Origin of the sequence: Mesorhizobium jarvisii, assembly GCF_003601985.1 — a bacterium.
Classification (GTDB): domain Bacteria; phylum Pseudomonadota; class Alphaproteobacteria; order Rhizobiales; family Rhizobiaceae; genus Mesorhizobium; species Mesorhizobium jarvisii.
In genome coordinates, this window is sequence record NZ_QZXA01000013.1 from 131,402 (window position 1) to 144,247 (window position 12,846).

13 protein-coding genes and 2 pseudogenes are annotated in these 12,846 nt (G+C 61.0%); 7 read left to right on the plus strand and 8 right to left on the minus strand.

Annotated elements, in window-relative coordinates; translation table 11 throughout:
* Positions 1-40 precede the first annotated feature (40 nt).
* On the minus strand, positions 41-2,422 hold the full coding sequence (locus D3242_RS28100; protein WP_064986078.1) for a phosphoketolase family protein: 2,382 nt from the start codon (positions 2,420-2,422) through the stop codon (positions 41-43).
* 343 nt (positions 2,423-2,765) lie between these two features.
* Here D3242_RS28100 and ccoS point away from each other — a divergent pair, with 343 nt between their 5' ends.
* Positions 2,766-2,936, plus strand: coding sequence for a cbb3-type cytochrome oxidase assembly protein CcoS (gene ccoS, locus D3242_RS28110; protein ID WP_064986081.1), 171 nt, complete (start codon positions 2,766-2,768; stop codon positions 2,934-2,936).
* Between the two features lie 65 nt (positions 2,937-3,001).
* On the plus strand, positions 3,002-3,703 hold the full coding sequence (locus D3242_RS28115) for a CBS domain-containing protein (protein ID WP_064986084.1): 702 nt from the start codon (positions 3,002-3,004) through the stop codon (positions 3,701-3,703).
* Between the two features lie 36 nt (positions 3,704-3,739).
* Here the strand turns inward: D3242_RS28115 and D3242_RS28120 are convergent, their stop codons facing one another.
* The 5 genes and pseudogenes from D3242_RS28120 to D3242_RS34060 all read right to left on the minus strand — a co-directional run bounded on the left by D3242_RS28120 (position 3,740) and on the right by D3242_RS34060 (position 5,281).
* Complete coding sequence (locus D3242_RS28120; protein WP_064986087.1) at positions 3,740-4,291, minus strand: hypothetical protein; 552 nt, start codon at positions 4,289-4,291, stop codon at positions 3,740-3,742.
* On the minus strand, positions 4,291-4,413 hold the full coding sequence (locus D3242_RS34285; RefSeq protein ID WP_280948407.1) for a hypothetical protein: 123 nt from the start codon (positions 4,411-4,413) through the stop codon (positions 4,291-4,293). The genes D3242_RS28120 and D3242_RS34285 overlap by 1 nt, the downstream gene beginning before the upstream one ends.
* A gap of 43 nt (positions 4,414-4,456) precedes the next feature.
* Positions 4,457-4,717, minus strand: coding sequence for a DUF6455 family protein (locus D3242_RS28130; RefSeq protein ID WP_064986089.1), 261 nt, complete (start codon positions 4,715-4,717; stop codon positions 4,457-4,459).
* Positions 4,718-4,845: 128 nt separating this feature from the next.
* A pseudogene (locus D3242_RS34055) lies at positions 4,846-4,974 on the minus strand (VIT1/CCC1 transporter family protein); the annotation flags it as partial.
* Positions 4,975-5,053: 79 nt separating this feature from the next.
* Positions 5,054-5,281, minus strand: coding sequence for a hypothetical protein (locus D3242_RS34060; protein WP_064986091.1), 228 nt, complete (start codon positions 5,279-5,281; stop codon positions 5,054-5,056).
* Positions 5,282-5,297: 16 nt separating this feature from the next.
* On the opposite strand from D3242_RS34060, the gene D3242_RS34065 reads away from it, so the two are divergent.
* Positions 5,298-5,660 (plus strand): hypothetical protein, encoded by a 363-nt coding sequence (locus D3242_RS34065; protein WP_147377494.1) that lies wholly within the window; start codon positions 5,298-5,300, stop codon positions 5,658-5,660.
* 58 nt (positions 5,661-5,718) lie between these two features.
* A complete protein-coding gene (locus tag D3242_RS28145) occupies positions 5,719-6,186 on the plus strand; it encodes a DUF2231 domain-containing protein (protein WP_019859848.1) in 468 nt (155 codons plus the stop codon).
* Positions 6,187-6,236: 50 nt separating this feature from the next.
* On the opposite strand, the gene mgtA is transcribed toward D3242_RS28145, so the two are convergent.
* Together mgtA and D3242_RS28155 are read right to left on the minus strand one after the other, a co-directional pair.
* Entirely contained in the window at positions 6,237-8,909 is a 2,673-nt protein-coding gene (gene mgtA, locus D3242_RS28150) for a magnesium-translocating P-type ATPase (RefSeq protein WP_081296226.1), read from the minus strand.
* Positions 8,910-8,919: 10 nt separating this feature from the next.
* Positions 8,920-9,729, minus strand: coding sequence for a universal stress protein (locus D3242_RS28155; protein WP_019859851.1), 810 nt, complete (start codon positions 9,727-9,729; stop codon positions 8,920-8,922).
* A gap of 263 nt (positions 9,730-9,992) precedes the next feature.
* Here D3242_RS28155 and D3242_RS28160 point away from each other — a divergent pair, with 263 nt between their 5' ends.
* From D3242_RS28160 to D3242_RS34075, 3 genes and pseudogenes are all read left to right on the plus strand, one after another.
* Positions 9,993-11,480 carry a PAS domain-containing sensor histidine kinase gene (locus D3242_RS28160; protein WP_262928144.1) on the plus strand — a complete coding sequence of 496 codons (1,488 nt, stop codon included), beginning with the start codon at positions 9,993-9,995 and terminating at the stop codon, positions 11,478-11,480.
* Positions 11,467-12,081: a response regulator FixJ gene (gene fixJ / locus D3242_RS28165; RefSeq protein ID WP_081296227.1), complete on the plus strand. Its 615-nt coding sequence runs from the start codon at positions 11,467-11,469 to the stop codon at positions 12,079-12,081. Before D3242_RS28160 ends, fixJ begins: the two co-directional genes overlap by 14 nt.
* Positions 12,082-12,539: 458 nt before the next feature.
* Positions 12,540-12,846, plus strand: a pseudogene (locus D3242_RS34075) (hypothetical protein); the annotation flags it as partial.

A 12,846-nucleotide genomic window follows, 5' to 3' on the forward strand; every position in this document is an offset into this window, starting at 1 on the left:
TTGCGGATCGTATCCTGCCAGCCTGGCCCATCGTCATCGACTACCCCTCCCATTTCCAACCGAGTATCTCGGGCATGTCCTGCCCGTGCTCGCGGATATAGGCTCCATGCTCGATCAGCTTGCCTTCCATGGCCTGTTTCAGTTGGATGTGCGCGCTGGCCGGCCCGGGAATGCGGTCGAGCACGCCGAGCACGAGATGATAGCGGTCGAGCCCATTGAGCACCGTCATGTCGAACGGCGTCGTCGTCGTCCCTTCCTCATTGTAGCCGCGCACGTGGATGTTGTCGTGATTGGTCCGCCGGTAGGTAAGGCGATGGATGGTCCATGGATAGCCGTGATAGGCGAAGATGACAGGCTTATCCCTGGTGAACAACGCATCGAACTCGCGATCCGACAGCCCGTGCGGATGATGTTCCTTCGGCTGCAGCGTCATCAGGTCGACAATGTTCACCACACGGACCTTGAGATCGGGAATGTAGTGCTTCAGGATCTGAACTGCGGCCAGCATCTCTAGCGTCGGCACGTCGCCGGCGCAGGCCATCACCACATCCGGCTCGGCCGCACCGTCGGTCGAGGCCCACTCCCATATGCCGATGCCGGCGTTGCAGTGGACTTTCGCCTCTTCGATGGACAGCCACTGCCAGGAATTGGCTTTGCCGGCGACGATGACGTTGATGCGGTTCCATGTCTGCAGCACGTGGTCGGTCACGCAAAGCAGGCTGTTGGCATCCGCCGGTAGATAGACGCGCACGACATCCGCCTTCTTGTTCAACGCCACGTCGATGAAGCCCGGATCCTGATGGCTGAAACCGTTGTGCTCCTGCTGCCAGACATGGCTGGACAACAGATAGTTCAGCGAAGCGATGGGGCGCCGCCAGGCGAGCTTGCGGCAGGCATCCAGCCATTTCGCATGCTGGTTGAACATGGAATCGACAATGTGCGTGAAGGCCTCGTAACAGGAGAAGAAGCCGTGACGCCCGGTAAGCAGGTAGCCTTCCAGCCAACCCTGACACGTATGCTCGGATAGAATTTCCAGAACCCTGCCTTCCCGTGCCAGGTGGACATCCTCGCTAAGTATCTCTTCCATCCAGGCGCGCTCCGTCACCTCGAAGACGTCCTGCAACCGGTTCGAAGCCGTCTCGTCGGGCCCGACGATGCGGAAATTCCTTGCGCTTTGGTTCAACGCCATGACGTCGCGCAGGAAACGGCCCATCACGCGGGTCGACTCGGCCTTGATGCCCCCGGGCCGCTCGACCAGGACGGCATGCTCATGCAGGCTGGGCAGTTCCAGGGACCGGCGCAGCAGGCCGCCATTGGCATGCGGGTTGGCGCTCATGCGCCTGTTGCCTTCCGGCGCGGTGGCGCGGATCGCAGCCACAGGCGCGCCGGCAGCATCGAAAAGCTCTTCAGGCCTGTAGCTTCTCATCCATTCCTCGAGCATCCTCAGATGCGCGGGGTTTTCGGCGAGGCCGGAGAGCGGAACCTGGTGGGCGCGCCAGAACCCCTCGGTCTTCAGTCCGTCGACCTCCTTGGGACCGGTCCAGCCCTTCGGGGTTCGCAGCACGATCATCGGCCATTTCGGCCGAGACTGCGCGGTCTTCGCGCCGCTGCGGGCCGCGTCCTGAATCGCCTTGATGCGGTCGAGCGCATCGTCGAGCACGACCGCCATCCGCTCATGCATCAAGGCGGGATCGTCGCCTTCGACGAACAGGGGCTCGTAGCCATAGCCGATGAACAGCGCACGCAGCTCTTCCTCGGGGATGCGGGCGAGAATGGTGGGATTGGCGATCTTATAGCCGTTGAGATGCAAGATCGGCAGCACCGCGCCGTCAAGCGCGGGGTTTAGGAACTTGTTGGAGTGCCAGGAGGCGGCGAGCGGCCCGGTTTCCGCCTCGCCGTCGCCGACGACGCACGCGACGATCAGATCCGGGTTGTCGAAGGCCGCGCCATAGGCATGCGAAAGCGCGTAGCCTAGCTCGCCGCCTTCATGGATTGAGCCGGGCACGTCGGGCGCGGCATGGCTTGGGATGCCGCCGGGAAACGAGAACTGCCGGAAGAGCTTCTTCATTCCGGCCTCGCCCGGTGCGATATCCGGATTGATCTCGCTGTAGGCGCCTTCTAGATAGGTGTTGGCGACCATCGCTGGTCCGCCATGGCCGGGACCGCAGACATAGATGACATTGGCGTCGCGTTGCCGGATTACCCGGTTCAAATGCGCATAGATGAAACTGAGGCCCGGCGACGTTCCCCAATGGCCAAGCAGCCTCGGCTTGACATGCTCCAGCCGAAGCGGCTCGCGCAGCAGCGGATTGTCGAGCAGATAGATCTGCCCGATGGTCAGATAGTTGGCGGCGCGCCAGTAGGCATCTATGTCGTGCAATTCCTGGGCAGACAAGCGATTGGCGCTGGGACGCTCGGTCATTTTCCGACTCCTTCGATGGTTTAAGCCGATCCGGCTGAGGCACAACGCATCGACGCTGCCACCGGTTCACGACGGCTCGGTGTCAAGACCGGTCGTCATCGATCTATCCGGCGAAGAACGATCGAGCTTTGATCCATCGCAAATGCCGGCCAAGGCGGCAGCCGCCTTGGATCCAAAACGCAATCGAGCTGCAGCTTGTCGAGCCGCTCATCGCGGCGATCGCGATGAGTGCCTCTTCACTGATCGTTATTGCAAATGCGATGCGGCTTCACACAGTGGCGGAAGCCGCGCCTGAAGCTGTGACGGCCCGACGCCGCACCGATGTCATCCACGCGGCTCGTCCATGACCACTCACGTCCATCTCATACCAGTGGCCCTGTTTCTGGGCGCGCTCGGCTTGTCTGGCTTCCTCTGGGCTCTGCGCAGCGGCCAGTACGAGGATCTCGACGGAGCTGCCGAGCGGATACTGATCGAGCCTGAACGGCAAAACAGCGAAGGCCACCGAACAAACTGACGTAGATCAAGGCAGCGCCGCTTCCGGCATCCGAAAAAGAAGCTGATCAAAAGCGGGAGATTTCTATGCAAGTTCGGGACATCATGACGACGCCGGTGGTCACGATCACCGCCTCTGCCTCAGTCGCCGAAGCGGCCAATCTGATGCTGACCAGAAACATCCGCTGCCTGCCGGTCCTGGGAGACGATGGATCGCTGGCTGGCGTCATTAGCGAGGGCGATTTCCTGCGCCGCAGCGAACTTGGCATCAGACGGGCGCGGCCTCGCTGGCTAGAATTTCTTGTCGGTCCTGGCAAGCTCGCTGACGAGTATGTCCGGTCGAGCAGCCGCCGAGTGGCCGAGGTTATGAGCACCAGCGTCGTTTCGGCAGCGCCTGGCGCTTCGCTCGCCGAGATTGTAGACCTCATGGCGACCCACGACATCAAGAACGTGCCTATCCTTGACGCGGGGAAGATCGTCGGCATCGTCAGCCGCTCCGATCTGATGCGTGTCCTGCTTCGCACTCTGCCCAGGTCAGGCTCCGCGACTGTCGACGACGAGGTCATACGCAGGAACATTCTCGCCGAGTTGCAGGGGCAGTCCTGGAGTGTCGGCGGCGACCTCATCGGCGTCACCGTCAAACAAGGAGAGGTCGAACTGAATGGCGCCATTTTCGACGAGCGCCAGCGAAAGGCCGCTATCGTTGCCGCGGAGAACGTCGCCGGGGTCAAGAAAGTCACCGACAAGCTCTTCTACGCCGGACCGCTGTCGGTCGTGCTCGTCTCCTGACGAGCGTGCATCGGCCTTATCGCTTCCTGTAGAACGTTAGACCGCAGCCGCTATCAACAACGGTCGAAGCAGCAGCAGGGCAAATCCAAAAAGCGCCGCGCCCGCGACCTTGTCGGCTATCCGCCTGCTTCCGCGAAGCCGCTTGCCCAGCAAAACCCATAGCGATCCTGTAAGCGCGGTGGTCCCTACGAGCAGCATCCAAAAGATGCCGAGATTACCCGGACCGGCATCCATCGGCACCATCGCCAGGCAATAGACGAAAGCCTTGGGATTGAGCACGGTGGTTGCCAGCACGGACAGGCCATCGCGGCGTTGCGATACGTCGATCGAATTGCTGGCTATCAGGCGCAGCCCCAGGATCGAAAGCCATCCAACCGCGACGAATTTGAGCATCTCAATGGCGTCAGGCGGCATCAAGGGACGCGACAAAAGCCAGAAACCCGCCGCCATTCCATAGCCGCACGCCTGTGCCGCCAGTAGTTTGGTCGCCTGCTCGCGCTTGACCGCGCCCGCCATCAGGAGAGCGTTGGTTGGCCCCGGAGCGACAAAGAGCAGAAAGGCTTCCAGAAGAAACAGGCTGTTCGACATCAGTCGGCCGCTATTTGCTCGCGCTTTCCTGCCAGCAGGCCGAGCGCATCGAAGGTAAGTCCGAAAACAGCGCCCAGGAAGAGCAGTCCCGCCAGGATCACCGACAATCGCTTGCGCGTCATCCCTTAAGTCCTTCGAGTTCAAGCCGACGGGGCCGCCAACGGGTCAGCGGAGGGACTGCAATCGAGCGATCAGGTCGCTGTTGCGGCAATAGGCCGGCGGATGGTCGGCATCCTCGGTTTCGTCGAGCCAGACCGCACATTCGTCCTGATGGCCGCAAGACCTGCACCGGTCACCGGCACGACTGGTGACGGCTGCGTGATCCGCCACAACTTTCAGCTGCCTGTCGACGCCCATCTTCTGCATCATCCGTTCCATCAAGGCAGTTCTGGCGTCAACCCCGATCAGATATTCCAGAAAGCTCATGTCGTCATACTCCTCAGATGACAATTCATTGCCATCCCAGGCGGCTCGCGACGTTGATCTCGATCAAGGAGGGCTATCCATTTCGTGAAATTGCTTCGCCCGACGGGCCGATCTTCTCGCCCAGAAGCCTAGCTGGCGGTACCGAATATTGCCCCAATGCCTGCGGTCAATGCCATTGCCAGCGCTCCCCAAAAAGTGACGCGGGCAGTAGCTTTCAGCACATTGGCGCCGCCGGCTCTCGCGCCGATTGCGCCGAGCTCGAAACTGGAACAGCGCTTGTGAAACAGATCGCCTTGTCTCCTTCGTGGTCGCCTCGTCCGGGGCTTATGCATGGGATCAAGCGGGCAAGCTTCCCGACAACGGTCTGATCGACACGCAGGGTGCCGCCAATGCGGCAGAGCAGACAGCGTTGCCGCGGGTCAGCCCGTTTTCCACTGCCGATCCGGTCCTGGCGCCGGCGGCGACCTCATCGTCGTCATTGTGCGCCCTGGCGGCGGCCAACGGCGTGGCCAGCACAAGCGCGGCGATCCCCAGAGCGGCCAGGCGCATCAACACGATTTTCATCGAAGAGGCCTGTCGCATGCCGAAGCTGTCAAACCGCTGTCAATCATCGTCAGCCGGCAGCAAGGAACACGTCTCTATCAAGGGCCGCCGCGCCCGATGGTGGTCGCGCAGAGAAGGAGCTGAAACCATGCGCAATCTTCCTGTCCTAATTGTCGCTCTTGGAGGTCTAGCCGCCTTTGTCATACCCGTCGCCGCGGAATCCGACCATGGATCATGCGCAACCGCACCCGCCACGTCTTCCCCGACAATCGACCTTGAGGCCATCCCCATGATGAGCGCCACCGGTCCCAAGGCGGTCAAAAGTGTCGGCGAAGACGAATGTGGCGGCGACAGGTCCACCGGGCGCGGTGACGAAGAACTTGACGACAGCGACGACTAACAACCGATGAGACGCCTGACTGACCAATAGCCTCAACCTTCCTGGAGAATTATTTGCAATGCCTGAAATTCAGCATATCCATCCCATTCTCGTGCATTTTCCCATCGTGCTGATGTACACGCTTGTGATCATCGACCTCGCCGCGCTCGCGAACCGCAACGCCGTTACCACGCGCACTGGTGTGGGCACGATTTCCAGCTTTGCGGCGGCAGCCGCGGGAATGTTTGCCGTCGGCACCTGGTTCTTTGGCGGCATCGCCCTCGACCATGCCGAGGCGGCGGGATTCAGCAGCCAGATAGCCGAAATTCACGAGGGCTTGGGCGAGATCAGCGCCTTCGGCTTTCTGGGCTGGGGTCTGTTCCGCCTCGCGCTATGGGTGCGCAATCGCGAACTCAAAACGCTGGGGCCGGCCATACCCGCCATTGAAATCGCGGGCGCCGCCCTGGTCACGGTAACAGCCTATTATGGTGGGCAGCTGGTCTACGACCTCGGCGTGAACGTCGCCAAGGCCGCCGTCGTCGGTTGACGTCGCACTTCAGGACATCGGGCCGTCCACATCGAACCGCATCCTTCGGCTCAGCCCGGGATGCGGATTGGCGCGGCCCGGTGCGGATTTGAGGCCGCGGTTTTTCGGCTGGGCTTGGTTCGGCTGCCGTGGTCGAAAAGCCAGCTCTTTGTAAGCTCGGATACGAGCACGTAGAGCGCTGTGATCGCGAGCAGCCCTGCCAGTACCGGTGTTGCCAGAGGCACGAACCCGAACCAGCCGGCGAACGGGGCGAAAGGAATGGCGATGGCGACAACACCGACGCCGACGGCCAGGCCAGCAAGCAACAGGCTCGGACGGCTGCGCCAGAGTCTCCTGCGGGTCCGCACGACGAGCACGATAGCGAGCTCGGTGAGCACGGATTCCACGAACCACGCGGTCTGGAATGTAGCTGCCGTGGCATGAACGGCCAGAAGCAGGAACGCGAAGGTTGCAAAGTCGAAGAGCGAGCTCACCAGTCCGAAACTCACCATGAAACGTCTCACGAAATGAATATCCCAGTGACGCGGACGGCGCACCTGATCAACATCGACATTGTCACCCGCAATCGCGAGGGCCGGTATGTCGGAGAGGAAATTGTTCAGCAGGATCTGCTTGGCCAGCAGCGGCAGAAACGGCAGGTAAAGCGAGGCGACGGCCATGCTGATCATATTGCCGAAATTGGCGCTGGTCGTGATGGAGATGTACTTCATCGTGTTGGCGAAGGTCTTGCGGCCATCGTCGACGCCCCTCACCAACACGCTCAGGTCGCGCTTGAGCAGGATGATGTCCGCGGCTTCGCGAGCCACATCGACAGCCGTATCGACTGAAATGCCGATGTCTGCCTCATGAAGCGCTGGCGCGTCGTTTATGCCATCGCCCAGATAGCCGACCACATGGCCGCTCCGGCGCAATGCCTCGACAATGCGCTCTTTCTGGTTCGGGTCGATCTCGACGAAAAGATCGGTATTGCGGACGCCGGCCAGAAGCCCGTTCTTGGTCAGCTTCGATAGATCCTCGCCGGTCATGATCCTGTCGGCCCGCAGGCCCACGGCCTCGGCCAGATGCGCCGCGACATAGCGGTTGTCGCCGGAAATGACCTTCACGCCGATGCCTCGGTCGGCAAGCGCCGACAATGTCTCCCGCACCCCCTGCTTTGGCGGATCGAGAAACAGCAGGAACCCCGCGAACGCCATTTCAGTCTCGTCGTCACGGCTGACGCCCGCCTTGCTCTGAAATCGCCGGGTCGCCAAGCCGAGAACCCGATAGCCTTGCGCGCTCCAGCGTCTGAATCGTTCGTCGATCGCCTTGCGTTCCGTCGCGCCCAGGGGCGTCAAGCCATGCGAACCTTGCACGAAGCCGCAAGCATCGAGGACGTTCTGTACGGCTCCCTTGGTGATAAGTATCTGTTCGCGCTTGCTGTCCTGCACGGCGACCGACAGGCGCTTGCGCACAAAATCGTAGGGGATCTCATCAATCTTGGTGAAGCCGGACAAATCCTCCTGTCCATGCGGTGCGCCCGCAATCGCCTCGTCAAGAGGATTCTTCAAGCCCGTCTGCAAAGTAGCGTTGAGCCGGGCGAAAAGCAGGACGTCGGTCGACGCATTGCCCTCCACGTCGAACGATCCATCGAGGTGAATGACGCCCTCGGTCAGCGTCCCGGTCTTGTCGGTGCACAGCAGGTCCATGCTGCCGAGATTCTCGATCGCCTCGAGACGTCGCACGATGACACCGCCGGCGGCCATCGTCCGGGCGCCCCGGGCCAAGGTCACGCTGATGATCGCCGGAAGCAGTTCGGGCGTCAGACCAACCGCCAGCGCCAGTGAAAACAACAGCGATTCGACGAAGGGCCGGTTGAGCATCACATTGGCAAAGAACACCAGGATGACGATCACAAGCATGATCTCGGTCATCAGATATCCGAACATCCTGATGCCGCGGGCAAATTCGGTCTCAGGTATCCGTCGCTCCAATGCTTCGGCGATCGATGCGAATTCGGTGTGCGCCCCCGTGGCGACTGCCAGCACCTTTGCGGTTCCGCTGCGAACCGAGGTGCCGGTGAATACGGCATTGGTCCGTTGCGCGATGCCGGCTTCGGGCGCGGAGCGGCCGGTGGACTTCACGACGGGAAAAGTTTCGCCGGTCAGAACGGATTCGCTGACGTTGAAATCCCGCGACTCCAGGATGACGCCGTCGACAGGGATGAGATTGCCAGCCGACAGGCAGACAACGTCGCCGGGAACGATCTCCTCGACATCGACGGTGCGTTCGAAGCTGTCCCGCAGCACGGTCGACTTGCGGGAGATGCGCTGCTGCAGCACCTCCATCGCTCGAGACGCCCCATATTCCTGGGTGAAGCTGAGGGCGCAGCTGGCAAGCACAATCACGCCGATGATTGCAGCTTCATGCCCCTCCCCCACGAACGCCGAAACGGCGGCGGCAAAGACCAGGATCAGGACCAACGGGCTGCGAAACTGCCGCGCGAATACGCTTAGCGCCGATCCGCCGGCCCGAGGCGCCAGTGCATTGCGACCGAATTTGGCCAGCCGGATAGCAGCATCAACGCTTAACAAGCCGGAAGTTGAGGTTTCCAGCCGGCCGACAAGCTCATCGGTGGCGAGCGACCAGTATGCGGCCTCGACATGGCCGGAAAAGCGGCTGATCGGTCGCTCCTCACCTGGACCGCCGTCCAGCCGATCCGGGCTATCTGCCGTTGTGGTCACCATGGTCCTGCAGTCAATTCGAAAACAGGCGGCTGATGCCGCTCTCGCCAATCAGAGAGCGTGTGATGCCGCCAAAGGCCCATTCCCTGAGCCGGCTGTGGCCGTAGGCCCCGCAAACGATCAGGTCGGCGCCCACCGAGCGAGCAAACGCAATGAGCCCCTCGCCATCCGCGGCACCGGCGATCACTTCGGTCCGCGCCAAGATGCCATGCTGTTCCAGAAACACCGCGACGTCGGCGAGGCTGTCTCGAACATCCGTTTCCGAGGCGGCTTCCATTGTGGCGACGACAACTTCTTCAGCCTTGGCGAGGAGCGGCAAGGCATCGGACAAGGCTCTTCGTGCCTCCCGGCTGTCCTTCCAAGCGACCAGTACGGTTTTCCCTATCAGGTGTTCGGCATAGCCAGCCGCGACCAGCACGGGGCGACCGGCCCCGAGCACCAGGCTTCCTATATCGAGGGCGCGGAAGACATCCTCGCCGCCATCGGCTGTCACGATCAGGTCAGCTGAACGGGCTACCAGCCCGAGAGCGCGAGTCGGACCGCAAATATATTGTTTCCATTCGCTGCTGATGGAGTGCGGGACGCGGCTTTCGAAAATGTCGCGCAGTTCGGCAAGGCGCTTCTCGATCTCCTGCCGTTTGACCTGCATGACCTCGCCTTCGTAGACTAGGCCTTCACCCGTGGTCACCAAAGGCGGAACGTCCGCGGCAGCGAAGCCGACGAGGTGAGCATCGAAGCGGTGCGCCAATTCTCCCGCAAGCTTCACGATTGGCGCGGGATCGGCATCGACGGCCAAGTTGACGACAATCGTTTTGTAGGACATGCGGCACCTTCAGGAGATGATGATTGGTTGATGAGTGCCATTCCGCGAGGTGCATGACCTTGACGCTAATCAAACTCCGGCAGCTCCATGTTTGCGAATGCCTGCATGGATGCTAAACCAGCGATCGCCAGTGTTCCTCCTGATGCAGAATGAATGTGACCCAGAAGAACCCAGCTTCCGCGGAAATCATCGCCGAAGCGGCCGCCCCGCCAAGCGGCTTGCCGCGAGGTGACGATTTGCCGGAACATGATTTGCTTGCATCGATGTTCGAGCAGGCACCAGGTTTCATGACGTTGCTCAGAGAGCCCGGGCACGTATTCGAGCTGGCGAATGCCGCCTACAAGCGAATGGTTGGCCAGCGAAAAGTCATTGGCAGATCGATGCGCGAAGCCTTTCCCGATCTCGAGGGCCAAGGTTTCTTCGAATTGCTGGATCGCGTCTACGAGACCGGCGAACCCTATGTGGGCCGAAGCGTCAAGGTCGTCTATCGCAACGTCGAAACGGGCGTTGCGGAAGAACGCATCCTCGACTTCGTCTATCAGCCCATTAGAGCAAAAGACGGCCGGATCACGGCGATATTCGTTCAAGGCACGGACGTCAGCGAGCTGTCCTTCGCTAACGCCGCGCTGCAGCTGCGTGAGGATCACCTGCGTTCAATCCTGGCGACCGTGCCCGATGCCATGGTCGTAATCGACGAACAGGGGCTGATGCAGTCCTTCAGCACGGCTGCCGAAACGCTGTTCGGCTACAAATCCAGCGAAGTCATCGGTCGAAATGTCAGTTTGCTGATGCCCGCCCCCTATCGGGCGGAGCACGACGGCTATCTGCACAGATACCTCTCCACCGGAGAACGCCGCATCATAGGACTTGGACGCACTGTGACTGGGATGCGCAAGGACGGCTCGACCTTTCCAATGGAACTAGCCGTGGGCGAAATGCATCCGGGAACGGGCCGTTTCTTCACGGGCTTCTGTCGCGACCTGACCGAGCGCCATAGAACGGAAGCGAGGATGCAGGAACAGCAGCAGGAGCTGCTCCACATGGCAAGGTTCACCGCGCTGGGGGAAATGGCCTCGACATTGGCGCATGAGATCAACCAGCCGCTGACAGCCATCACCAATTACCTCAAAGGCAGTCGCCGCCTGCTCGAGAAAAGCAACGACGAGAACGCGACCATGTTGCGAGAGGCTGTCGAAAAAGCAGCGGAGCAGGCCTTGCGCGCCGGCGACGTCATTCGTCGTCTCAGGGACTTCGTTGCCAGAGGAGAAAGCGAGCGCCAGGTCGAACGCCTGCCAGCCCTTATCGAGGACGCCTCATCCCTCGCTCTGGTCGGTGCGAGGGAGGCAGATGTGCGTGTCACCTACGATCTCGACCCGGCGGCCGAACTCGTCCTGACCGATCGAATTCAGATTGAGCAGGTGTTGCTGAACCTTATGAGGAACGCCGTCGAGGCCATGCAGGGCGCGGCGCGCCGCGAGCTGCGTGTCACTACCACGGCCCGGCATGACGGGATGGCAGAGGTTGGTGTGATCGATACCGGGCCGGGACTGGCGCCGGAGGTTTCGGCCCAACTCTTCCAGCCCTTCGTCACCACGAAGAAGCAGGGGATGGGCGTCGGACTGTCTATTTGTCGCACTATCGTCGAGTCGCACGGCGGTCATATCTGGGCTGAGTCGATGCCTGGTGGCGGAACCGCCTTCCGCTTCACTCTGCGCGCAGTAGAAAAGGAAGAGGTCGATAGTGGCCAGTGATGTCGTGCATGTGGTCGACGATGATGTCGATGTCCGCAAATCGTTAGGCTTTCTTCTCGCGACGGCCGACTTTGCCGTGCGCCTCTATGAGTCGGCGACCGCGTTTTTGGCGACAGAACCGAAGGAAGTCGAGGGCTGCATTGTCACCGATGTGCGCATGCCCGGTATCGATGGCATCGAGTTCCTGCGGCAACTGAAATCCCGCGGGTTGAGCGTGCCGGTGATTGTGATGACGGGGCACGCCGATGTCGCGCTTGCCGTCCAGGCGATGAAGGAAGGCGCCGCCGACTTCATCGAAAAGCCGTTCGACGACCAGATTCTCATCGATTCGCTGCGTTCGGCCCTGAACCACCGCAGCCATCCCATCGCGGCACACCCGCAATCAACTGAGATCCGGAAGAATCTTGCCACTCTTTCGGAACGTGAGCGCCAGGTGCTCGACGGGCTCGTCTCCGGTCTGCCGAACAAGACGATTGCTTACGATCTCGGGATCAGCCCGCGCACGGTTGAAATCCATCGTGCCAATGTCATGAGCAAGATGGGTGCGGGCAGTCTCTCACACTTGGTGCGCATGGCGTTGATCGCCGAACCCAGACACTAAGGCGATATTTGATTCCTGACACCGCTACGCTTTGAGGCAACCGTCAGGACAGGTCTCGCAGCAAGCTCGCACGCCGCTCTTTTGGATTCCAGTCTCGCCAGTGGGTCGGCCTGATGTCGACACGAACGCGCTTAGCGACATCCACCCATCCTTCTCGGCCCTTTTCGCAAGGAAAAACAAGCGCGTGCAGGCCATCCTCGTCTAGAACGGCTAGTTCGAGGCTTCGGCCAAACGGGGCGCTTGCTATTGGATTCCACATCCGATCATCGTGAATCGAGACGCCGCCGCGCGCTTTGATTTGAATCAGTTTTGCAAGTGATTTCGGACCAAGCCGGCTACCTTTAGCCGAATTTTAGATGGAGCATAAAAGTCCGCCCCGACCAGACCAACGCGGACGCGCCCCTGCCAGGAAAGTCAGCCTGCGTCTCCGTTTGGGCGGGCGGGTGGATTGTGGAGGAATGCCGCCTTTCAAGACCCAGCAAACACTCGATGACTTCCGTTCTATCGCTTTAATCGAGTTGGAGTTGCGAATTGATGTGGCTCAAAGTCAAGGCTCGCAAGCCGAGTATGGTGACCCTGAGGATAAGGCCTGCCGCCACCGGCCAAGGCATCCCGAACAGGAGTTCATCATGAACTATCAGCGGTTCTTCGAAGATGCGATCGACCAGCTCCACGCGGAGCGTCGCTATCGTGTCTTCGCCGACCTCGAGCGCATCGCGGGCAAATTTCCGCGCGCCATCTGGCGCTCCAACGGCCGCGCCGAGG